Origin of the sequence: Bradyrhizobium sp. 1(2017) (assembly GCF_011602485.2) — a bacterium.
Taxonomy (GTDB): domain Bacteria; phylum Pseudomonadota; class Alphaproteobacteria; order Rhizobiales; family Xanthobacteraceae; genus Bradyrhizobium.
The window spans coordinates 3213161-3235139 of sequence record NZ_CP050022.2 but is presented as its reverse complement, the minus strand read 5'-3'; the positions used below and the strand labels follow the sequence as shown (position 1 = coordinate 3235139).

Annotated in this window: 18 protein-coding genes and 3 pseudogenes; 13 read left to right on the top strand and 8 right to left on the bottom strand. The window is 60.8% G+C overall.

All coding sequences use genetic code 11. The annotated features are described in order from the left end of the window. Positions 1-52 precede the first annotated feature (52 nt). From HAP40_RS14970 to HAP40_RS14960, 3 genes are read left to right on the top strand one after another with little or no spacing between them, the layout of a single operon-like run. Complete coding sequence (locus tag HAP40_RS14970; RefSeq protein WP_166817089.1) at positions 53-1741, top strand: aspartate:alanine exchanger family transporter; 1689 nt, start codon at positions 53-55, stop codon at positions 1739-1741. 23 nt (positions 1742-1764) lie between these two features. Then, positions 1765-2643 carry an alpha/beta hydrolase family protein gene (locus HAP40_RS14965; protein ID WP_414645401.1) on the top strand — a complete coding sequence of 293 codons (879 nt, stop codon included), beginning with the start codon at positions 1765-1767 and terminating at the stop codon, positions 2641-2643. A gap of 23 nt (positions 2644-2666) precedes the next feature. Next, a complete protein-coding gene (locus HAP40_RS14960) occupies positions 2667-3257 on the top strand; it encodes an invasion associated locus B family protein (RefSeq protein WP_166817091.1) in 591 nt (196 codons plus the stop codon). A gap of 13 nt (positions 3258-3270) precedes the next feature. On the opposite strand, the gene HAP40_RS14955 is transcribed toward HAP40_RS14960, so the two are convergent. Together HAP40_RS14955 and HAP40_RS14950 are read right to left on the bottom strand one after the other, a co-directional pair. Further along, the gene (locus tag HAP40_RS14955) at positions 3271-3582 is read right to left on the bottom strand and encodes a response regulator (RefSeq protein ID WP_334270999.1); all 312 of its coding nucleotides are present in this window, start codon (positions 3580-3582) and stop codon (positions 3271-3273) included. Between the two features lie 240 nt (positions 3583-3822). Further along, on the bottom strand, positions 3823-4446 hold the full coding sequence (locus HAP40_RS14950) for a response regulator transcription factor (RefSeq protein WP_166817093.1): 624 nt from the start codon (positions 4444-4446) through the stop codon (positions 3823-3825). A gap of 301 nt (positions 4447-4747) precedes the next feature. On the opposite strand from HAP40_RS14950, the gene HAP40_RS14945 reads away from it, so the two are divergent. Next, positions 4748-5431, top strand: a complete 684-nt coding sequence (locus HAP40_RS14945) for a helix-turn-helix domain-containing protein (RefSeq protein WP_166817094.1) — start codon at positions 4748-4750, stop codon at positions 5429-5431. A gap of 32 nt (positions 5432-5463) precedes the next feature. Here the strand turns inward: HAP40_RS14945 and HAP40_RS14940 are convergent, their stop codons facing one another. From HAP40_RS14940 to HAP40_RS14930, 3 genes are all read right to left on the bottom strand, one after another. Further along, the gene (locus HAP40_RS14940; RefSeq protein ID WP_208024776.1) at positions 5464-6153 is read right to left on the bottom strand and encodes a MarC family protein; all 690 of its coding nucleotides are present in this window, start codon (positions 6151-6153) and stop codon (positions 5464-5466) included. A gap of 24 nt (positions 6154-6177) precedes the next feature. Continuing rightward, entirely contained in the window at positions 6178-6624 is a 447-nt protein-coding gene (locus tag HAP40_RS14935) for a potassium channel family protein (protein ID WP_166817095.1), read from the bottom strand. A gap of 495 nt (positions 6625-7119) precedes the next feature. Then, positions 7120-7986 carry a carbonic anhydrase gene (locus HAP40_RS14930; protein WP_166817096.1) on the bottom strand — a complete coding sequence of 289 codons (867 nt, stop codon included), beginning with the start codon at positions 7984-7986 and terminating at the stop codon, positions 7120-7122. A gap of 328 nt (positions 7987-8314) precedes the next feature. On the opposite strand from HAP40_RS14930, the gene HAP40_RS14925 reads away from it, so the two are divergent. Beyond that, positions 8315-8767, top strand: coding sequence for a hypothetical protein (locus HAP40_RS14925; protein WP_166817097.1), 453 nt, complete (start codon positions 8315-8317; stop codon positions 8765-8767). Beyond that, a complete protein-coding gene (locus HAP40_RS14920) occupies positions 8733-9185 on the top strand; it encodes a hypothetical protein (protein ID WP_166817098.1) in 453 nt (150 codons plus the stop codon). Before HAP40_RS14925 ends, HAP40_RS14920 begins: the two co-directional genes overlap by 35 nt. Before the next feature lie 210 nt (positions 9186-9395). Here the strand turns inward: HAP40_RS14920 and HAP40_RS14915 are convergent. Together HAP40_RS14915 and HAP40_RS14910 are read right to left on the bottom strand one after the other, a co-directional pair. Beyond that, positions 9396-10599 (bottom strand): annotated as a pseudogene (locus HAP40_RS14915) (acetate/propionate family kinase). 5 nt (positions 10600-10604) lie between these two features. After that, a complete protein-coding gene (locus tag HAP40_RS14910) occupies positions 10605-11570 on the bottom strand; it encodes a phosphate acetyltransferase (protein ID WP_166817099.1) in 966 nt (321 codons plus the stop codon). A 357-nt stretch (positions 11571-11927) separates the two neighbouring features. Between HAP40_RS14910 and pflB the strand changes: the two genes are divergently transcribed. The 5 genes from pflB to fabI all read left to right on the top strand — a co-directional run bounded on the left by pflB (position 11928) and on the right by fabI (position 18649). Further along, positions 11928-14195, top strand: a complete 2268-nt coding sequence (pflB, locus tag HAP40_RS14905) for a formate C-acetyltransferase (protein ID WP_166817100.1) — start codon at positions 11928-11930, stop codon at positions 14193-14195. Between the two features lie 15 nt (positions 14196-14210). Continuing rightward, positions 14211-15038, top strand: coding sequence for a pyruvate formate-lyase-activating protein (pflA, locus tag HAP40_RS14900; RefSeq protein WP_166817101.1), 828 nt, complete (start codon positions 14211-14213; stop codon positions 15036-15038). Beyond that, positions 15039-16670, top strand: a complete 1632-nt coding sequence (locus HAP40_RS14895; protein WP_246741100.1) for an aspartate:alanine exchanger family transporter — start codon at positions 15039-15041, stop codon at positions 16668-16670. Between the two features lie 27 nt (positions 16671-16697). Next, the gene (locus tag HAP40_RS14890) at positions 16698-17567 is read left to right on the top strand and encodes a formate/nitrite transporter family protein (RefSeq protein WP_166817102.1); all 870 of its coding nucleotides are present in this window, start codon (positions 16698-16700) and stop codon (positions 17565-17567) included. A gap of 299 nt (positions 17568-17866) precedes the next feature. Continuing rightward, positions 17867-18649, top strand: coding sequence for an enoyl-ACP reductase FabI (fabI, locus tag HAP40_RS14885; protein WP_166819500.1), 783 nt, complete (start codon positions 17867-17869; stop codon positions 18647-18649). Positions 18650-19025: 376 nt separating this feature from the next. Here the strand turns inward: fabI and HAP40_RS14880 are convergent. Further along, positions 19026-19808 (bottom strand): annotated as a pseudogene (locus HAP40_RS14880) (TrkA C-terminal domain-containing protein); the annotation flags it as partial. Between the two features lie 362 nt (positions 19809-20170). Here HAP40_RS14880 and HAP40_RS14875 point away from each other — a divergent pair. Next, entirely contained in the window at positions 20171-20398 is a 228-nt protein-coding gene (locus HAP40_RS14875) for a hypothetical protein (RefSeq protein ID WP_166817103.1), read from the top strand. Between the two features lie 193 nt (positions 20399-20591). Beyond that, positions 20592-21439, top strand: a pseudogene (locus HAP40_RS37470) (transposase); the annotation flags it as partial. Positions 21440-21979 lie beyond the last annotated feature (540 nt).

Here is a 21979-nt window from a genome sequence, read left to right as displayed (position 1 = left end):
GTCCCTCGCACCGCCAATCAAATCGTGCCAAAGCGCCGGGGGAATTGCGACTATGGATACCGTCAGGTGGATCATCACCACCGCACCGGAAATCTTCCTGCTGCTGGCGATTGCGGTCGGCACCATCCTCGGACGGGTCCGAATCCGCGGCTTTGCCATCGGGACCACAGCTTGCATCCTGATCGTTTCTGTACTGCTCGGGCAACTCGGCAACTTCTCATTCCCGCCCCTGCTCCGCGTAATCCTGTTCAGCCTGTTCGTATTCACGATCGGCTATAAGTCGGGACCGGAGTTCTTTGCCTCCCTGAGCTTCCGCACGCTTGCCCAGGTCGCGATGGCACTGGTGCTGGGCGGCACGGGCCTTCTTATCGTATTGTTGTTCGCCTACGGCTTCAGGCTGGATCCCGGAACGGCCTCCGGCATCGCGGCCGGAGCCCTGACCCAATCATCGGTCATCGGCACGGCATCGGGCGCGCTGGCCCAGCTCAACCTGCCAAGGGACGTGCTCAGCCAGCAGGAGGCGAACATCGCCGCAGGGTATGCCGTGACCTACGTGCTCGGCTACATCCTCACACTGCTCTTCGTCCCCTTCGTCGCGCCGAAGCTGATGGGGATCGATCTGAAGGTAGAGGCAAAGAAGCTCGAGGCCGAGCTTGCCGGCGGTGATCCGCCAAAAGCCGAAAACCTCTCCTACCGCAAGTTTCAGGCCCGCGCCTATCGCGTGACCGCAGGCGCCGGCCGCACCGTCAAGTCGATCGAGGAGGAGATTGGAAGTCGCACGGTCGTCGAGCGCATCGTCCGGCAGGGCGCGGATGTCGAGCCGCATCTGGACACTGTCCTCGAAGCCGGCGACGATATCGTCATCGCCGGCCGTACCGCGGTCATCGTCGCCGCAAGGCCGATCATCGGCACGGAGATCGATGCCGACGAAATCCTCAAAGCCGTCCCGGGCAACGTGCTGGAGGTGCTCGTGGACAACCGTCATCTCCATGGCCGCTCGATCCAGGAGATCGCCGCGCGCGTCGGCACCGACGCCCGAGGTGTTTTCCTGCGAGCCCTCACTCGTATGGGCCGCGAGGTACCCCTGAGCGCGGAGACGCGAATCTATGTCGGCGACGTCATGACGCTTGTCGGCACCACGCGCAACATCGAGCGTGCCGCCAAGGCCATCGGCCACGTCCTGCGTTCGGGCGATCGCACCGACATCGCGTTTCTTGCGGCCGGCATCGCGGCCGGTCTGCTCGCCGGGTTGATCAGCTTCAGGATCGGCGGTGTCGCGCTCACGCTCGGCGGCGGTGGCGGCGCATTGATCGCCGGCCTCATCTGCGGCTGGCTGCGGACGCGCAAGCCGACCTTGGGTGCGTTGCCGCCGGCAGCGCAGCAGACCCTCAGCGATCTCGGACTCGGCGGCTTCATCGCGGCGATCGGGCTCGGCAACGGCGCCGCTGCCTGGGCCGCGATCCAGGCCCACGGGATGCTGCTGGTCGGCATGGGCCTCGTCATCACGATCGTGCCGCTCATCGTGGCAACGCTATTTGCCCGTCACGTCCTGCGCATGAACCCGGTCGTGACCTGCGGCGCGTTGGCCGGGGCCATGACGGTCGATGCCGCCGTGACCGGCGCGTGCGAAATCGCCGAAAGCCAGACACCGGTCCTCGGCGTTGCCGTCCCATATGCAGTCGGAAACGTGGTTCTGACCGTGCTGGGCCCGATCATCGTGGCTGCCACCTACACCGCATAAGGGAGAGATCAGCTATGGGGCGGATGGTCAACTTGGTGCTGGGACGCGTCGCGGCCACGTTGCTCGTCCTTGTGGCCTTGGCCGCACCCGCGCGCGCCGAGGATGCCAGCCGCATCCAGGAGGAAGTCTGGGTGCTGCCACTGCCGCTGCCGATGTTCGCCTATTTGGTGCGCCCGGTCGGCGATGGTCCCTTCCCCCTCGTGATCATGAATCATGGTGTGTCGCTCAACCCGACTGATCGCAGCTTCTTCCCGCTCGTCGAATTCCGCGATGCCGCCAAATGGTTCGCCAAGCGCGGCTACCTCGTGGTGGCGCCCGTTGGCACCGGCTACGGTGCAGCCGCCATCGACATGACCGAGCGCGCCCTCTTTGGCCCGTTCTTCTCCAAGGTCGGCAAGTGCATCAATCCCAATTTCCATGATGCGGGACGTGCGGTCGCGCAGGTCGATCTCTGGATCATCGACTACATGGCGGCCGAGAAGCGGATCATCCCCAAAGACGTGATCGTGGTCGGGCAGTCTGCCGGCGGCTGGGCCTCGATCGCCTTGTCGAGCGTGAACCCGCCGCAGGTGAAGGCCATTATCACCTTCGCCGCGGGCCGCGGCGGGCGCGTCGGCGGCAAGCCCAACAACAATTGCGCTCCGGACAAGCTGGTCGAGGCGACCGCTGATTTCGGCCGCACATCGCGGGTGCCGATGCTGTGGATCTATATCGAGAACGACACCTTCTTCGGCCCCGACCTGTCGAAGCGTATGTATCAGGCCTTCACTGCTGCGGGCGGCAGGGCCGAGTATCACCTGATGCCGCCGTTCGGCAACGAGGGGCATTTCTTCATCGGCTCGCCGGATGCGATCCCGCTGTGGTCGCCGCTAGTGACGAAGTTCCTCGACGCGCAGAAATAGAGCTCCAATCCGGAGGCGTACCCATGCCCAATGCACGCGACTGCCTTGCCTCTCTTCTCGCCATCGCCATCGCCATCGCCGGCACCGCAGCACTGCCAGGCCGTGCCGCACCGGAGACAGCCCAGGCCGATAAGCCCGCCGAATTCGCAACGCGTGGTCAGCGCGAAGCAAAGGACATCAGCTACGGCGACTGGCAGAAGCTCTGCTTCAAGGCCGGTGGCGCGCCCACGCTGTGCCGCACCTCGATCACCGGCCAATTTCCGACAGGCCAGACGGCAGTGCGCGTCGACCTGATCCAGCGCGAGGATTCTGCCAACGCTCGCCTGCAATTGTTCGTACCCGTCGGCATGTACCTGCAGCAGCCACCCAAACTGAGCGTCGACCAAGGCACCCCCTTCCGCGTACCCTATACCTGGTGCCTCACCAATCTGTGCATCGCGGCAGACGTAGCGGCGCCGAACGCCATCAAAGAGATGGAGGCCGGCAAGGCATTGACGCTCGAACTCGTCGATTCGAACCTCCTTGCCCTGACGACCACGATTCCGCTGGCGCAGTTTGCTTCCGTTCACAAGGGGGCGCCGGCGAAGACACTGGAGCAGCATGTCGAGGAGTAAGCGGATCGGAACCCTATGCGGCGGCCGCGCGCGTCACCGACTCGATCAGAGATTCTGCGGAAAATGGCTTGCTGAGATAGGCGACGCAGCCTGATGCGATCGCCGCGGTGCGGTTCGCGGGACTGTCGTTGCCGGTGATGTAGATGACCGGCGTGGTGACGCCCTTCTCGGTCAGGCTCCGGCGCAGGTCGATGCCGGATTTCCCGTCGAGATTGATGTCGAGCACGATGCAGATCGCCCTTTCCAATCCGCCGTAATCGAGCAAGGCACCGGCCGAGTCGAACAGCGTGGCGACGAAGCCATGCGCGCGTAACAGCCTGGACATGCTTGTCCGAACGGACGGATCGTCATCGACGATAAAAACGGATTGGCGTGTCGGCACCGGGACCCTCTCAGGCGCATCAGCGGTGATGCGCTATGGCTGAACGCAATATGACCCGGCCGTCCATCGTGCATCGGGGAATAGGCCACAGCCTGCCCGCATCGCAGCATTGAGCCAACGACTTTTCTATTGTCCCTTCGGGAAGGGACATCGAGGGAACTGTGCGAATTGAAAACAGACGCGCTAATCGCCATTCACATCGAGCATTCCCAGCCGCTCGGCGATCGAAACGAGTTCCGCAAGCGAATGAACCTGCATCTTCTCCATCACCTGATGGCGATGCGCCTTCACGGTGCGTTCGGTGGTCCCGAGTTCATGCGCGATCTGCTTGTTGATCCGTCCGCGCACGATGAGATCGAACACCTGTCGCTCGCGCTGCGTCAGCGTGGCCAGATGCCCACGAAACGCATCGAGCCTGCTGCGCTGGGCGCGCGACGTCCGCTGGCCCGCCAGCGCGCGCTCGATGGCATCGATCAACTGCTCCGAGGATATGGGCTTGGTCAGGAAGTCTTCCGCACCGGCCTTGATCGCCCGCACGGTGGTCGGCGTATCTGCATGTCCGGTCAGGAAGATAATCGGCAAAGTCGAGCCGGACGCGACCAATCGGGTCTGTAAATCGGGGCCGCTCAGTCCCGGTATCCGCACGTCGAGCAGAATGCACCCCGCCTGCTCGTCATTCGGCGCGGACTCCAGCAGCGCCTGTGACGACGCATAAGTGGCAACGTCGTAACCCGCGAGCTTCAGCCGGCGCTCAATCGCCGTGCGAAAGGACTCGTCGTCATCGACAACGTGAACGAGACCCGGCACCCTCCACCTCTTGCCAATTCCAGCGGGGACCCGTTGAGATCCCCTCAACCCGCAAAACCATCCTCAACAGATTGGGAATGAAAATATCCGCTATGCAATGAGCCAAATTCCCGCAGCGCCGGTACCTTCTCATTCTGCGCACCAAGCGGCTGCCCTGTCCCTTGGTACAATGAACCTTGGGCCAATGGATTGAACCACTTCCATAATCGAAAATCAATTCGGCGGGAGTGGGATAGCGCGGCGCATTCCGGCTAAGAATTTCGCCTGACTGACCAATCGGCGAGAGCTGAGGAGTTGGCCTATGTTTGTTCGCATCACAACGGATTCCGCTCTACGTCCCAATTCGCTTCGTGACCTCGGCATGAGAAGTGAATCAAATGCGCTGGTCAGTTTAAGCGAATTTTCCTATCGGAAGGGAACCGAAATCTACGGCGAGAAAGAGCCAGCGGAATATGTCTATCAGGTCAAGTCCGGAGCGGTACGAAGTTACAAGCTGCTGTCGGATGGCCGGCGGCAGATTGGCGCATTCCACCTCGTCGGCGACATTTTCGGGCTGGAGAACTCCAGCGAGCACCGATTCACGACCGAGGCGATCGTCGACACCACCGTGCGCCTTGTGCGACGCCATAGTCTGGAAACGGTCGCCCAGACCGATGCAATGGTGGCCAGAAATCTCCTGAGCATGACCACCAACAATCTTCAGCACGCCGAAGACCACATGCTGCTGCTGGGACGCAAGACCTCGCTGGAACGCGTCGCGGCCTTCCTGCTCGAGATGGACAAGCGTCTGACCGCTGCCGGTGTCATGGCATTGCCGATGTCGCGGCGCGATATCGCTGACTATCTGGGCCTGACGCTGGAAACCGTCTCGCGCGCCCTGTCACGCCTGCACGAGCTCGGAGTTATCGGCTTCGTGGGCAACACCCAGCGTCAGATCGTGCTCCTCGACCGGCAGCAACTCGCCAGTCTCGATCTGCAGCCTTGATCTGCGGCGCAATTCGCGGCCCTGGCCGGCGTTTATTGTGCGGCGCGCGTAGCGCTGTCCAATATCGATTGCGCGACCTCGGACACGCCGGTGACAATGATTTGAACACCGATGCAAAGCAGCAGGAATGCTGACAGTTTCGTTACCACGCTGGTGCCCTCCTCGCCAAACAGCCGCGCCATCGCGCTCGACTTCCGGTAGGCGTGATAGATCGCGGCAGTCACGGCAAGCGCCACAAGAAACGAGACGATCGAGGATTCGAACATCGCATCGAGACTGCTGGTGCGGCTGATCCCGATCGCGATGGCTGTCGCGATCGTCCCCGGTCCAGTCGTCAGCGGGATCGTGAGCGGAAAAAAGGCCATGCGCTTCATGGTCGCAAGATTTGACGATGAAGCCTCGTGCGGTCCCGCCGGGCCGATCGGGGCGTGCAGCATCGACCAGCCGGCGGAGGCGACCACGAGGCCGCCGGCGATGCGCAGGGCCGGGATGGTCACGCCGAAGAAGTTAAGGATCTGGCTGCCGAGGAACAGCGACACCAGCAGGACCACGAAGGCATATCCGGCGACGCGCCCCGCAAGACTGGCCCGCTCATCGTCCGAAAGGCCCCTCGTCTTGTCCAGGAAGATGAAGGCCAGCCCGTAAGGATTGATGATCGCGAACAGCGCGCCGAAGCCGAACAGGAAATCGGCGATGAGTCCCGATGCCGTCATGTCACCCATGTCTTTCCCGTCCCGGTCACGGGACTACGACTTTGTAAATCCAGGTGCCTTGGCGGCTTCGAGATGGTCGAGCGTCTTGCGGAGAACCTCGAACAGGACGGCCGCCGACCATCCAAACAGCAGCACCCCGTTCATGGCCGTGAGTGGGCCGATGAGCCGCCACTCGCGGACCGGAGTGACATCGCCGTAGCCGAGCGTTGTATAATTGACGAAGGCGAAATAGAGCAGTCCATTTTCGACAGCTGTCGCACCGACAATGCCGTAAGTCGCAGCCCACACGAGAACTTCGAGCATGTGCGCGACCATCAACACCACGGCAGTTGCCATCATCACGCCGATCAAATGCGATCTCGGCCGCGCCGTATGACGCAGGCCGGCGCTGCGGGCAAAACCGATCGCAACGACGGTCGCTAGTGCGTGCAGCCCAATACTGACCAGGCTGACCAGCGTGCCGACGAGAAACTGCAGCATCGTAGCTTTCCACCGCATTTCAATTGACGAGCCATTGGTCACCGTCTCTGGACACCGAGTTCCGAGGGTGCGTCCGCCACCGCGGCATCAGATCAGCCGTTCGGACATGCGTACCTGCGCGCTCCCGGCAGACGTCCGATTGATCCACGTCAATGGTGGATCGCGGTGGTTTGGGGTTGGGCAGCCTAGATTTGGTCACAGATTTGCAGGAACCAGTGACGATCTCCGAAGGCCGGAACTGGAGCATTCCAACACTGGTATTAACTACGGTCGACCAGCTACAACCACAAGCGTCTCCCGGGCGACAATGAGCAGGAAAACGTGCGGGCGGGCTTCACGGTTGCTCTACCGATCAACCGTCAGAATTCGATCAAGCTCAATGCCAGTACTGGCATCGATGGGGCGAAGGATACTAGATTTTATCCGCCGTAAGCATTCGCGAGGAATGGATGCGCCTGTTGTGCGTCCGTTAGTCCAACGCTTCGCGGAGCGACTTCATTTGCTGGCATCGATCATTGACGCTATGCGACGCGATCGCACGATCGCCTCACCAAGGTCGACAAAGCCTGCGAGATCCCGAGGTGCCGCGGCCAACCCGCCCCCCTCACTCTCGCCAATACGAGGAGCCCATATCTCTCGGGTCTCGAGCAGATAGACGCCGTAAACTGCCCCGATATCAGTTAGCCCGCTGCTCCTCAATTCCTCCTGTATGGAGTAAGCCGCCAGCGCCGCATTCGTCACGATTGAGGCTTCAACCAGGGCTTTTCGATACCCCGGACGCATGACGACATCTGGACCAAACGCCGCCAGTAGCTTTCTCGCGGACGTCTGGACGACAAGGAGCGACCTATCGAGAATGCCGCGAAGAGTGTGCTTGTTCGCGAGCGGCAGATAGTCCGTTGGGTTCAGAAAAACGTCCACGGCCGTCGTCAGCGCACCGCATCCGCTGTGGCCCAGCGCAACGATAAGCTTGAGGCTGCCGCCCAAATTCTCAACCGCATACTTCAGGCTTCCAAGCACTTCCGCACCCAGGCCGTTTCCTGCAACGCGGACGACAAAAAGATCGTTGGGCCCCTCGTTGAAAACGAGCTCTACCGGAACACGGGCATCGGCGCAGCCCAGAACAGCCGCGAAAGGCCGTTGCTTTGGCACCATGCTGGCGCCCGCTGCAAAGCCCAAATCACGCAGATCAACCGGGATAATCTGCTGTATCCCGCGCGTTTTGTCATCCTGGTCGAGAAGCCTGGCGAAACTTCTGTTGCCCTGCTCCAGTCTTAGCAAGGCAGCGCTGCTGTCGGCCGGCAACGGCCTGATCGCAGTATCGTCGGCGCAATAGCGATATGTGATATCGATGCTCGTCATGATGGCCATCTTGGTGTCGGGGTGATCCAAGCCGGCGACCGAAGGCGCTCGCCGCGACGCAACAGACCCGGGTAACGCCAATCGAGCGCGGCGGTCACCAACAACCGTTGATCTAAATCAAGGCACATTCATTGGACGTCACGCTGGGTCGCGTATGGACGGCGCCCTTGGCAAGATCTTTTGAAGAAGCCAGGCAACTGAAAGCGGCGGCAACTCCAGGTAAGTACTGCGAGTGCTCGCAGGCCCTCCTGTCTGCGGTGCGCTCAGGCACTGCAGCGTTCGGAATACGGATAAACCGTCGCTGCGCCAGGTTTGGCGAGGAGTAGAAATGAAGACCGGCTTGCTGGTGATCGCTCTTCTAGTGACTCCCGGTGCGCACTCGGCCGTGATCGGTGCCGAGTGCTCGTCCTACTACATTTCGGAGATCACACTTGTCTCGCCGGCCGATACCGAGGCTGGCCATGTGCAAGTGTTTGTTGGTTTTGGAGCGTCAAAGGAAGAGGCAGAGAAGAACGCGTTGGGCTCTTGCTCGCACATCAAGCTTGACCTGCAGACGTGCCCTGACTCTGATCGGGTACTGGGGCGCAACGCCCCGCCGGATAAAGACGGCAGCGCCCTTCACCTCAAGTACATGAAGGCGGTCAAGCGCATCACCGGTTGCGATTTGCGGGCGCCCTCAATCGATTCTCGCCATCAAGAGGCGATTGTTATCCGGCAGACACAGGCCGCGATCGTGGAGATGCGCTTTGAGCGAACGTATCCATCCATTAGCCCCCCATAACCTGCCGTTTTTTATTTCCGGCCCGGACGGGTCGGATCCCCTGATGGTGGCGATGGGTATCTTCCTAGTCGCAACCGTCCTGTGGGTGGGCACCCTGTACTGGAAGCTGCACAGCCTGCCGGAGCGGATGGCGCATCGGACGCACAAGCTTCAGTTCGAGATCGTCGCCGTCCTCGGCCTGATCTCGTTGTTTACCCACATGCACATCTTCTGGATCGCCGGCCTCTTGCTTGCCATGATCGACCTGCCGGATTTTTCCACGCCGATGCGCAGCATTGCCGGCTCAGTAGAGCGCATCGCTGATACCATCGACGTGCCACCTTTCGAAGAAAGCATCGAGACAGCCGCGGTGCAGGCCGATGGCCAAGACGCAAGGCTGCACGCGGCCGCCAAGCAGGAAGTGCACGGTCCTGCTTGAGCTGATGATCTGCTCGCTGGTCACCATTGTTACTGACTATCTCTGTTGCCGCTATGTACAAGGCAGCGGCGTCAGTAGCCGGTCAGTGCATTTACGCCGTAATCGGCGCATGTCGCTCAGAGGTACTACGGCTATCTTCGGCCTCCAACTCACGTGAAGGCGCTCCATATTCTCGATACCCCTTCAGCGCGACGCAGATCCTCCGGATATTCACGATACCGTATTGCGCTTCTGGTTGGGCGATCGCCGGCTCATGAGCAATGCAAGCGTGTGCCGCGCAATCATCAGCTCTTCGTCGGTGGGAACTACGTAGACGGAAATACGGCTGTCAGATCGCGAGATCTTGCTCGCATGCCTGTCATTCTGGGCCCATCGAGGGCTATACCGAGCCAAGCCAACTTCTCCGCAATGCGGGCGCGGATGGAGGCCGAGTTTTCGCCGATCCCAGCCGTGAACACGAAAGCGTCGAGACCTTCCAGCGCAGCTGCGAGCATCCCGGCGTTCAAGCCGATCCGGTAGACGAAGTAGTCGATCGCGAACTCTGCGCGCGGGTCCCCGCTGGTCCCAAGTTCGCGCATGTCGTTGCTGACGCCGGACAGGCCCTTCAGGCCACAGTCGCGGTACAGAAAGCTCTGTACGTTCGATGCCGACATGCCCTTTTCCGAGATGAGATAGAGCACGACGCCGGGGTCGAGCTGGCCTGGTCGCGTTCCCATCGCAAGCCCGTCAAGCGCCGTGAAGCCCATCGTACTCTCGACGCTCTTTCCACCCTTCATCGCGCACATTGACGCACCGCTGCCGAGATGGGCGACGATCACCCGTCCATCGGCGATGTCAGGCGCTACCTGCGGCAGACGCTTCGCAATGTATTCATAGGACAGCCCGTGGAAGCCGTAGCGCCTGATGCCTTCGGCGTGAAGCTGGTGCGGGATCGCGTAGTGGTCCGCAAGCGCATCGTGGTCGCGATGGAACGCGGTATCGAAGCAGGCGACCTGCGGCAGCGTCGGGAACCTGCTCAGCAATGTCCTGACCGGAGCCAGGTTATGAGGTTGGTGCAGTGGTGCCAGCGAAACATATCGCTCAAGCCGCGACACCACGGCGTGATCGATCAGCACCGGGCGCGCATGATCCGGCCCGCCATGCACGACGCGATGGCCAACCGCGACGGGATTGATGTTGAGCTCGTCGCGTAGCCAAGCACCTGCGACCGACATCGCGGCCGAAACGTCGGCAACCGCTTCGATCGGATAGGCCCGGTCAGATCGCCGGTTGGGCCGCTGGCGCGCAACCGCGGCCGGCTACCGATTCCGTCCATCAGCCCCTTGACCTGCCGCCGCAAGGCGTCCTCGCCGTCCACGGCAAAGATCTGGAACTTCACGCTGGAAGAGCCGGCATTGACGAGGATCGTGTCCATAACGGTCACGCTGCAGCAATTGGCGCTTTGCGCCGTCGGGCCTCGGCATGAAGGGCGGCTACCGCTGCGGACGCCATCCGCGACCGGGCGGAATCCGCCCGTGATGTCAGCACGACCGGCACACGCGCGCCAAGCACGACGCCGGCGCCATCAGCCTTGGCGAAATAAGCGAGGTTCTTCGCCAGCATATTGCCGGATTCGAGGTCGGGCACGACCAGTATCTGCGCCCGGCCGGCGACCTCCGACTTGATGTCCTTGATGCGCGCGGCCTCCATGTCAATGGCGTTATCAAAGGCGAGCGGCCCGTCCAGCACCGCCCCTGTGATCTGCTTGCGATCGGCCATCTTGCAAAGCGCTGCAGCCTCGATGGTCGAAGGGATTTTCGAGGTGACGGTCTCGACCGCCGAGAGGATTGCCACTCGCGGCGTCGTGCCGAAGCCGACTTCGTTGTAGAGATCGACAGCGTTCTGAATGATGTCGCGCTTGCCATCGATATCCGGGAAGATGTTGATGGCGGCATCTGTCACGAAAAGCGTCTCAGTGTAGGTCGGCACATCCATGATGAAGACGTGGCTGATCCGCCGATCCGTGCGCAGCCCACCCACCTTTGCCGTAACGGCGCGCATGATCTCGTCGGTGTGCAAGCTGCCCTTCATCAGGACTTCACCCTTGCCCTCGTGGATCAGTTCCACGCTCCTCGCGGCAGCAGCGGCCTCTGTGGGAGGCGTGTCGATGATCTCATAACCGCCAATGTTGAGGTTGTGCCTGGCAGCGATGTCCCGAATCCTGGCTGCGGGGCCAACGAGGACCGCTTTGATAATTCCGGCTTCCGCCGACTCGATCGCCCCGCGCAACGAGCTCTCGTCGCAGGGATGCACGACGATGGTCGAAACCGACGGAGCATTCTTCGCTGCCGTAATCAGCCTGTCGTACTTCGATCCCGTCCCACTCGCTGCTGGCATAGCACTCATCGGTGAGCTCCGTTCCCTAGACCTTCGAGGACGTGGTCGATCCTGGTCGCGCCTGCGGCGTTCGACCGTTCACGGCCAATCCATTGGGGCGCGCGCTGCAAATTTGATCTAGGTCAACGAGCGCTTTCCCTTCGGAGTCGAGCGCGAGACGATCCACGCGACCGCCGACGCCTCACAAGTCTTCGCTGGTGCTCGCCTTAGCTGATGCCCGCAGTACGCATCTCCAGCTTGACATAGATCAAGCAGAACGTCGGCTTGGTGCCTCTAGCATCACCCAACAGCCTGGCGCGCCGATGCATCGTTTCAGGTCGGATGCAGGGCCAGGTCAACAATATCGTTTGGCCAGGGAGATTCGCCATGAAGGGCAGCGCAGCGCTCAGGAAGGACGCGAAAGTGGATAGCTGGAGGGGTTTCCAGCCCGGCGACTGGTCTTCCTCCATCAGCGTACGCGACTTCATCGTTAGAAATGTCACTTCCTATACTGGAGACGAGACCTTCCTTGCAGGCCCCACACAGCGCACCAAGGCGGTGTGGGCGAAGCTGCAGCCTTATTTTGCCGAAGAAAGAAAAAAGGGCGTTCTCGCCGTCGATGCGCAGCATCCGTCAACAATGCTGGCGCATCAGGCCGGATACATCGACCGCGACAATGAGGTCATTGTCGGCCTCCAGACGGACCAGCCTTTCAAGCGGGCGATCTTTCCGTTCGGCGGACTGCGCATGGTGGAAGCGGGCCTCAAAGCCGCGGGGTTCGAGCCCGATGCAAAGGTGCACGAAGCCTTCACCAAATACCGCAAATCGCACAATGATGGGGTATTCGACGCCTATACCCCGGAGATCATGAACTGCCGGCGGTCCGGCATCATCACCGGCCTTCCCGACGCCTATGGCCGCGGCCGCATCATCGGCGATTATCGCCGCGTCGCACTTTACGGCAGCGACCGCCTGCGCGAGGTCAAACGGCAAGAACGGGCCCAGATCGACGACATGTGGCCGACGGATGAAGTGATCCGCCAGCGCGAAGAACTCGCAGAGCAAATGCGGGCGCTGGAAGACCTCGCGTCGATGGCGAAGCTCTATGGCCATGACATCACGCAGCCCGCGACAAACGCGCAGGAAGCATTCCAATGGACCTACTTCGCCTACCTTGGCGCGATCAAGGAAGCCAACGGCGCGGCCATGTCCATCGGACGCATCTCGAGCTTCCTCGACATCTACATCGAGCGCGACCTGAAAGAGGGCGCTCTCGACGAGGCCGACGCGCAGGAGCTCTGGGATCAACTGGTGCAAAAGCTGCGCATCGTGCGCTTCCTGCGCACGCCCGACTACGATGCACTGTTCAGCGGTGACCCCTACTGGGCAACCGAATGCGTCGGCGGGATGGACCTCGACGGGCGAGCGCTGGTGACGAAGAGCAGCTACCGCATGCTCCACACCCTATACAACCTCGGCCCCGCTCCGGAGCCGAACATCACTGTGCTGTGGTCAAATCACATGCCGGCGCCCTTCAAGCGCTTCTGTGTCAAGGTGAGCAAGGACACCTCGTCCCTGCAATACGAAAACGACGATCTGATGCGCCCGTACTGGGGCGATGATTATGCAATCGCTTGCTGCGTTTCGGCCATGCGCCTCGGTAAGCAGATGCAGTTCTTCGGGGCTCGGGTGAATTTCGCAAAGGCTCTGCTCTATGCCATCAACGGCGGCCGCGATGAAGTTTCCGGCGACCAGGTCGCGCCCCGGACCCTGCCGGTAACCGGCGACTTCCTTGACTATGATGACGTCATGGCGAAGTTCGACACCACCATGGAGTGGCTCGCCAAGACCTATGTGCATGCCATGAACTGCATCCACTACATGCACGACAAGTACTTCTACGAGCGCCTGGAGATGGCGCTCCATGATCGCGACATACTGCGCACCATGGCATTCGGCATCGCCGGACTCTCGGTGGTCGCCGACAGTCTCAGCGCGATCAAATACGGCAAGATCCGTGTCACTCGCGACACGAATGGACTGGTTGTCGATTACCAGAACGAGGGCAACGCTTCGACGCCGCAATTCGGCAACAACGACGACCGGGTCGACCAGATCGCATCGGATCTCGTAACGCGGTTCATGGAAAAGATCCGCAAGCATCCGACCTATCGGAACGCGACGCATACGCAGAGCGTCCTGACCATCACCTCCAACGTCGTCTATGGCAAGACGACTGGTAATACGCCGGATGGCCGCCGCAAGGGTGAGCCGTTCGGACCTGGCGCAAACCCGATGCATGGCCGCGACAGCCATGGCTGGCTTGCGTCGTGCCTGTCGGTCGCAAAGCTGCCCTACAAAGACTCGCTCGACGGCATCAGCTATACGGTGTCGGTCGCACCGCAGAAGGCGCATCTCTCCGAAACTCAACTGATCGACGAAGCCACCAAGGCGTTCGACGTCTATTTCAAGCGCGGCGGCTTCCACATGAACCTGAACGTGATCGACAAGGACACGCTGGAGGACGCCGTCAAGAACCCGGATAAGTATCCGCAGCTCACGATCCGGGTGTCCGGCTATGCCGTCAATTTCGTCCGCCTGACACCCGAACAGCAGAGGGACGTCATCAGCCGTACCTTCCACGGCCAGATCTGAACCGGGGTCTCCACAATGTCGACCCCGCAGGCACTCGAATCGGGAAGCCGCCACGACCTGCGTACGGGTGTTTCACCCGACGCTCCCGATGAGGACAAGTTCAAGGACGAGGAAGGTGCGTTCGGGTACTGCCATTCCTACGAAACGTCGTCGCGATACGACGGTCCGGGCCTGCGTGTCGTGTTGTTCATGTCTGGCTGCCTCTTGCGCTGCACCTATTGCCACAACCCCGACACATGGCACCTCAAGGACGGCACCCATGTGTCGGCCGAACAGGTCCTGAAGCGCCTTGCTGATTTTGCTCCCTCGCTGCGCAGCCTCGGCGGCGGGCTCACCATCTCGGGTGGCGAGGCGATGGTGCAGCTCGCTTTTGCCAAACGCATCTTCGCCGGGGCCAAGGCGATGGGCCTGCATACGGCCATCGAGACATCGGGTTTCCTCGGAGATCGAGCTGACGATTCATTTCTCAAAGTCGTCGACCTGATTTTGCTCGACATCAAGAGCTCCAACCCCGACACCTATCGCAAGGTGACGGGGCGAGACATCGCGCCGACACTGCGCTTCGCCGAGCGCCTCGCATCGACCAACAAGCCCGTTTGGGTCCGCTTCACGCTCGTGCCAGGCTCGACCGATGATCCGGCGAATGTCGAGGGGATCGCCAAATTCGTAGCGCCCATGAAAAACGTCGAATGGGTCGAGGTTCAGCCCTTCCATCAAATGGGTGAGTTCAAGTGGAAGGCAATGGGTCTCGACTACAAGCACTACGACACGCCACCGCCCTCCCGCGAATTGGTGAATAGGGTCATCGGCCAGTTTCGCGATGCGGGCTGTAACGCCCGCTGATTGCTCCAAATTGAAGTGGAGAATGAAATGTTGAATCTAGCCCGGGACATCATCGGCAGCCAGCCGATCCTGACGGCATTTCTGGCGATCGGCGTCGGCTACCTGGTGGGCCAGATCAGTATCTTCGGCTTCTCCCTCGGCGTCGGCGCCGTGCTCTTTGTTGGCCTCGCCATCGGTGCGTTCGCGCCGAAAGCCCAGATCATCGGTCCGATCGGCCTCACCGGCCTGATCATGTTCCTCTACGGCATCGGCATCCTCTACGGCCGGCAGTTCTTCGAGGGTATTGTCGGCTCGGGCCGGAAGTATAATTTTCTCGCCCTCATTGCGTGTCTCGCCGGCCTCGGCGTGGCACTCGGGCTCGGCCAAGCCTTTGGTATCAAGATGGGACATACGCTTGGCCTTTACGCGGGGTCGATGACCAGCACGGCGACCCTCCAAGCTGCGCTTGACGTCACCAAGAGCAAGGATCCATCCATCGGCTATTCGATCGCCTACCCGTTCGGCGTCATTGGCCCGATCCTCTGCATCTACTTCATGACGCGCATGGTGAAGCCGAAATTTCCGGCCAAGGTCCAGCGCTTTCACATGGGCGAGATTTCGATTGGCGCCGGCCTTGCCGGCCATACCCTTGATGAGCTGAGCAAGGAAGTTCTGAGTGACGTCCAGGTCACCATGGTTCGCAAGGCCGGGCAGAACATCGTTCCGACCGGCGACACCAGTCTGTCCCCTGGTGATGCGGTACTGGTCGTTGCAGAAAGCCAGGAGGCTATCGCAAACGCCGCAGCCAAGGTTGGAAAGCTCGACCCGGGCCGGCTGGCGAGCGACCGCGCCGATCTGGATTACATTCGCGTTTTCGTTGGCAAAGCCAGCGTGGTCGGGATTCCACTCTCTAGTCTCCCTATGCCGTCAGGCTTTGCGACACACCTCCTGCATGTGCGCCGTTACGATGCCGATCTTGTGCCATCACCCGATCTGATGTTGGAATTTGGCGACCGCGTCGGCATATTGCTGCCTCCGGATCGCAAAGAGGAAATCCGCAAGCATTTCGGCGACACGGTGAAGGCGACCGCCGAGTTCAGCTACGTCTCCCTCGGGCTCGGGATGGTGATGGGCGTTCTACTCGGCCTGATTCCGATCCCAATTCCGGGCGTCGGCATCGTGACCCTTGGCATCGGTGGCGGACCGTTGATCGTCGCCCTCATCCTCGGCCAATTGCGTCGCACCGGGCCCATGCTCTGGACAATGCCATTGCCGGCGAACATCGTCCTGCGAAACTTCGGCCTTGCGATGTTTCTTGCCACCGTCGGCGTCAATGCGGGGCAACCCTTTGTCCGCACGGTCGCCGAATCGGGCTTCACCATGCTGTTCATCGGTGCCGCTGTCCTCCTCACCACCGTGGCGATCGTATTGCTCGTCGGTCATTACGTGATGCGCATTCCGTATGACGACCTCGTCGGCGTCGCGTCAGGTGCAACTGGTAATCCCGCCATTCTCGTCTACTCGACCAAGATGGCGCCGACAGAGCGGCCTGACATCGGCTACGCCATGATTTTCCCATCGATGACGCTGGTGAAGGTGATAGCGGTGCAGATCGTCGGGCTCCTGACGCTAGGTGGCGCAGCGGGCGGGTGACGGCGGCTTCAGCGCAGGAAAATCAGGATGGCCGAATCGCCGCCCTCGCCACAGGTCCCCATCTTCAATCTGGAGGCCTACAGCCCTGCGGAGATCAAGGAAGCTGTCGAAAGGGTCGGCGTGAAGAAGGCCACTCTGCCCTTTCTCACGTCCTTCATGCTGGCCATCGTTGCCGGCGGCGGCATCGGCTTTGGCGCGGTCTACTATACCATCGTTGCAAGCGATCCCACGTTCAGCTTTGCCACCGTGCGCGTCGTCGGAGGGCTCGCTTTCACTCTCGGGCTGGTCCTCGTTCTTGTCGGCGGAGCCGAGCTATTCACGGGCAACAATTTGATCGTGATGGCCTGGGCCAGCGGCAAGGTTTCGACCCGCACGATGCTGCGCAACTGGACTATCGTCTGGCTGGGAAACCTGTTGGGAGCGCTTGGGCTCGTTGTCCTGGTCTACTTCTCGCATCATCTGGACATGAATGATGGCCGCATCGGCTTGTCGGTCCTGAACACGGCAGCGGGAAAGATTCGGCCTGATATGGCGACGCTATTTTTCAAGGGCGTCCTGTGCAACGTGCTCGTGTGCGCGGCAGTCTGGCTCGCCTATGCGGGCCGATCGGTCACCGACAAGATGGTTGCCGTCGTATTGCCGATCTCGGCATTCATAGCAGCCGGCTTCGAACATTGCGTTGCCAACATGTATTTCCTGCCGTTGGCGTGGCTGCTGGTCCAGACGGGTCACGCTCCGGCAAATTTCGACGCGTCGCTCATCACCATTTCCGGCATATTCCACAATCTCGTGCCGGTAACGCTGGGCAACATCGTGGGCGGTGCCGGCCTTGTCGGCGCCGTCTACTGGGTAATCTATCGAGCAACTTTCGGCGCGTCGCATCGAGACGAAAAGTAATCAGCAACTTATCCAAGGTCATTGCTATGCCGCTACACACTGCGAATTGGGAACCCAATAAGGAGATGCCAACAGGTAGAGGAGCCACGGTTCAGCAGTTTTTTACAATCCTTGGCAAGGACCGGTTCGAAATCAATGTAGCTCCATGGGGCGAAGGACAGCTGAAGGTGAACGGTCAGGAAGTCGCAAGAACTGCCGAAGCCAAGAATCGACACCAAGCCTTCAACATCCTGAAGCAGGCTGCCGAGAGGTACGCGCGTGGAGAGCCCCTCGACATACCGAATAATGGCAAGGCTCGACTGATTCCAGCCGTGAGGGCCAAGCTGCTGGAAGGGAAAAAGGGGCTCGTCGTTGGCATCGCAAACGAGCAATCTATTGCATGGGGTTGTGCGGCAGCCTTCCGCGCGTTCGGTGCGGATCTCGCGGTCACTTACCTCAACGACAAGGCCAAGAAGCACGTTGATCCGCTAGCGCGCGCGCTCGAGTGCTCCATCGTGATGCCGCTTGATGTCCGCGCCCCGGGACAAATGGAAGCCGTGTTCGAGAAAATCGCCAAGGATTGGGGCGAACTGGACTTTGTTGTGCATTCGATTGCATTCGCTCCACAGCAGGCGCTGCACGGCCGACTAGTCGACGTTCCCCTGGAGGGATTTCTGACGACCATGCAGGTTTCTTGCTGGACCTTCCTTCGGATGGCTCATTTGGCTGAACCACTGATGAAGAAAGGCGGAACCCTGTTTACGATGACGTATTATGGCAGCCGGACCGTCGTAAAGAACTACAACGTCATGGGAGTCGCCAAAGCTGCGCTGGAAAGCGCTGTCAGATACGTCTCTGCAGAACTCGGTCCGAAAGGCATTCGTGTTCATGCCATCTCTCCGGGGCCTCTTGCGACCCGGGCGGCGTCCGGCATTCCTGAATTTGATAAGCTGCTCGAGAAGGCGAAGGCCAAGGCCCCGGCACGCAGGCTTGTGAGCATTGAAGACGTCGGCGCAGCAACGGCGTTTTTAGCTCACGATGTGGCTCGGCTGATCACCGGCGACACCATCTATATCGACGGCGGATATCACGTCGTTGACTAGGTGTGATACCGCCTCCAATTCGGACACGAGGTGCGTGAAGAAAGGACCGCCGCTTTCCGCACGGCACCGGGCCAATTGCGAACATTAACGCATTATCGGCCGCGCCAGATTTGCCTCTAGGAGCCGTCGCGTCCGCGGGGCATCGGTGTCGGCGACAGGCTATAATCAGACTCGCAGCTCGCGTGACACCGTGCATCGGAGTCGTTTCGGTAGCTCCGCCGACTGCCCCCGAGGATGTAGATTCTAGCAGCGGTAAGATGCTGCCCAAGGATGGGCTGCCATCGGCCGATTGTGACCCAAAGGCGACATAGGTCGTCGTATCCAAATCGAGCGTTCCGCGCGCTTCCTGGCGCACAAAACCAGTCTGACAGGTGACCTAGCCCAACAGCATAACCAGTGCCATCCCGCCGAGCGCAAGCGTCGTAGTCGCGACCGCGTAGGGAACGGGATAGCCCAGTGCGGGAATCCTGCTTCCAGCCCGATCAGTCACCATGCCCAGCGAAGCAGTCGTCGTGCGAGCCCCGCAGCAGCATCTCAGCACGATGGCGTCGTGGAATCGGAAGACGTATTTTCCAACCAGCATCGCCAAGGTCACTGGGACGATCGTGGCCACCACGCCCCAGAGCAGCAGGCTGAAGCCAAGCAGTTCGAGTCCGGCGACGAAGCTGAGCCCCGCCGAGATGCCGACCACGGCAATGAAGACATTCAAGCCGACCGAGTTCATGAACCACACGGTGGATGAAGGAATCCGTCCGAACGTCGGCCGCACCGAGCGTAACCAGCCGAAGACTAGTCCGGCGATCAACGCGCCGCCGGAGGTGCCCAGCGTAAGAGGCACTCTGCCGATGGTGTAGACCAGCGTGCCGAGGACGGCGCCGAGCGTAACGGCCGCGCCGATGAACGCGATATCTGCCATGTCGGTCGCACGGTCCGGATAGCCCAGCATTCTCGTCGCCGCCGCTATCTCCGGCGTGCGTCCGACCAGAGTGACTATATCGCCCCGCTGCAGCTCAGTGTCGGGCAGAATAGGAATATCGATGGCGGTCGCACCGCGGGTGATCTTGCGCACAAAAACACCACGCGCCTCCGGGCGCCCGGCTATCTCGGTCAGCGTCTTTCCGTCGATGTCCTTGCTGGTGACGTAGACGTCGAGGCCTTCGGACGCCGCCCGACTGATAGACTGACCCCTGCTTTTGACCCCAAGCGGACTTCCCTAAGCGCGCCGGCCAAACTCGCGAGAGAACAAGGAAAGTTGCGGCTGGAAATTCCTGATCCGAAGCACATATCACCGGGATGGTGACGGTTGTGCAATGCACTTGCGGTGCTGAATACAGACGCTCCGAGAAAAGTTCTTGGTACCGCATACAGGTGACGCGGTCTGCGCAATCTGCGGAGCTGCTCCGGAATCATGGCAGGAAAGCACCCGCGTTCTCTGATTCCGAGAGCAGCGGACAGATGCTGAATGGACCGGGGGTTCTCGGTCCAGCAACCTCTCGGCGTTGGCGGGTAAAGGAGGCGAGCATGACCCTCATATGGCTTGGTGCGCTCCTTGTTTTCGGCGGCGTGTTCCAAATGGCATTTCAACCCATCTGGCGAAGCCGACTCAGCGGTGGAAAGCGGCTTCGCTCCGGGCGAGACACGCTGGAGCCTGAAAGACCGGGCAGCGGCTTCGGCATCAAATCGAACTGGCCTGGACTTGTGATGGTCGCGCTTGGCGGCGCGTTCTTGCTGGCCGGAGCTGCCATCTGAGTTGAAACCAATGTCTCAGGCGTCGCCCGTTATCTGGCCAGGCCAATGTGCTGGAGCCATGCTTCATCCTGGCCCTTGGCGGACCAATCGAGGCATGGTGCGCCACGGCCGCTTTTGACCCTGGCTGTGTGAAAACGCTGGGGTGCTGTTATGATTCTCCCGTGATTCTGTGGGGGAATCGATGAGGCGCTAGGACGCCTACCGCTGTCCAGCTGGGGAGCGGCTGCGATATCGCTACACAAGCGAAGACGGCAAGATGCTGCGGCGCTACTGGACCACGGCCTGTCAAAATTGTTCGCTCAAATCGCAGTGCACGACGGGGCCAGAGCGGCGAATTTACACGATGGTGATCACGAGCATCTGCTCGAGGCCGTGCAGCAGCGGCTTGATGCAAACCCAGAAGCCATGCGCCAGCGTCGGGAGACGGTCGAACATCCATTCGGCACGATGAAGGAGCGTTTTGGCCTCAAGCCGGAGCGGCTCGCGGCCGATACCGCTTATGGATCGGCTCCGATGCTGAACTGGCTGGTCGAGAAGGACATCACGCCACACATTCCGGTCATCGACAAGTCAAAGCGAGAGGATGGCACCTTCTCGCGCAACGACTTTCGATATGATACGGCCAGCAACGTCTACCACTGCCCAGGTGGAAAGCGGCTCGGGACGAGCGGCACAGTACACAAGGGCAAGACGCTTCTGTAACGCGCAAGCAAGCTCGATAGCGATGGATGCCCACTCAAACCGCAGTGCTCCCCAAAGGAGCCCTCGCGCAAGATCCCGCGCGACGTCCATGAACACGCCCGAGACATTGCACGCTCCTTTGCTGGCACCGAGGGCTTCGAGCAATCGCGACGTGAGCGAAAGAAGATTGAGATGCGGTTCGCACACCTGAAGCGCATCCTGAGGCTCGGCTGACTGCGACTGCGTGGCCCCCGAGGCGCCCAGGATGAGTTTGTTCTGGCCGCCATCGCTCAGAACCTGCGGCGGCTCGCGAGCCTGGTCGCACGGCCGCCACCGACACAAGCTGTGTGCACCGCGTAGAGTTGGAGTTGCGTAGAGAGCGTCTCGACCGGCGGATCAAAGCCGGTCGTCCTTAGCGAGATGGCCGAACGATCCATCGATAACAGCCAACTTTTGCAACAAAATCGGCCCGTAGCGGAAGGCTATCCTCCATTTTGGAGAAGACGGCGCCGAAGACTTTGATGTTTTCTCCTTGCCAGGTGAACCCTTATGTCGATCACCTCTGCCAATGCCGCCCCTAAAGCAGCTCCGCCCACTGCGCTCAAGGTTGCTGTAGCGTGTTCCATCTCTGGCGGCGGCTTCGGGACCTATCCAGCGAGCTGCCGAAACGGAGCCAACTTCAAGACCTACAATGAATGCAAAGAAGTGGGCGTCAACCGCGGGACAATGAAGACGCCGCCTGTGTTCGCGCCCCGACATCCGGTCATGTCCTCTTCCGCTTCATGCCCATTTGAGACCTCGCGATGGGTACTGAAGATGTCCGCTCACCGTGGCTGATCAGAAATGATCGCGGGAAGAACAAACCAAACGCGATTGCACCACGGCGGACCTTGGTCATCG

Bases quoted from the DNA above. Each gene is read 5' to 3' on its own strand.
- HAP40_RS14935 (WP_166817095.1), bottom strand. From the start codon at position 6,624: ATGCTGCAGTTTCTCGTCGGCACGCTGGTCAGCCTGGTCAGTATTGGG.
- pflA (WP_166817101.1), top strand. From the start codon at position 14,211: ATGTCGACCCCGCAGGCACTCGAATCGGGAAGCCGCCACGACCTGCGT.
- HAP40_RS14925 (WP_166817097.1), top strand. From the start codon at position 8,315: ATGAAGACCGGCTTGCTGGTGATCGCTCTTCTAGTGACTCCCGGTGCG.
- pflB (WP_166817100.1), top strand. From the start codon at position 11,928: ATGAAGGGCAGCGCAGCGCTCAGGAAGGACGCGAAAGTGGATAGCTGG.
- HAP40_RS14965 (WP_414645401.1), top strand. From the start codon at position 1,765: ATGGTCAACTTGGTGCTGGGACGCGTCGCGGCCACGTTGCTCGTCCTT.
- HAP40_RS14930 (WP_166817096.1), bottom strand. From the start codon at position 7,986: ATGACGAGCATCGATATCACATATCGCTATTGCGCCGACGATACTGCG.
- HAP40_RS14910 (WP_166817099.1), bottom strand. From the start codon at position 11,570: ATGAGTGCTATGCCAGCAGCGAGTGGGACGGGATCGAAGTACGACAGG.
- HAP40_RS14945 (WP_166817094.1), top strand. From the start codon at position 4,748: ATGTTTGTTCGCATCACAACGGATTCCGCTCTACGTCCCAATTCGCTT.
- HAP40_RS14940 (WP_208024776.1), bottom strand. From the start codon at position 6,153: ATGGGTGACATGACGGCATCGGGACTCATCGCCGATTTCCTGTTCGGC.
- HAP40_RS14970 (WP_166817089.1), top strand. From the start codon at position 53: ATGGATACCGTCAGGTGGATCATCACCACCGCACCGGAAATCTTCCTG.
- HAP40_RS14960 (WP_166817091.1), top strand. From the start codon at position 2,667: ATGCCCAATGCACGCGACTGCCTTGCCTCTCTTCTCGCCATCGCCATC.
- HAP40_RS14955 (WP_334270999.1), bottom strand. From the start codon at position 3,582: ATGTCCAGGCTGTTACGCGCGCATGGCTTCGTCGCCACGCTGTTCGAC.
- HAP40_RS14875 (WP_166817103.1), top strand. From the start codon at position 20,171: ATGACCCTCATATGGCTTGGTGCGCTCCTTGTTTTCGGCGGCGTGTTC.
- HAP40_RS14890 (WP_166817102.1), top strand. From the start codon at position 16,698: ATGGCCGAATCGCCGCCCTCGCCACAGGTCCCCATCTTCAATCTGGAG.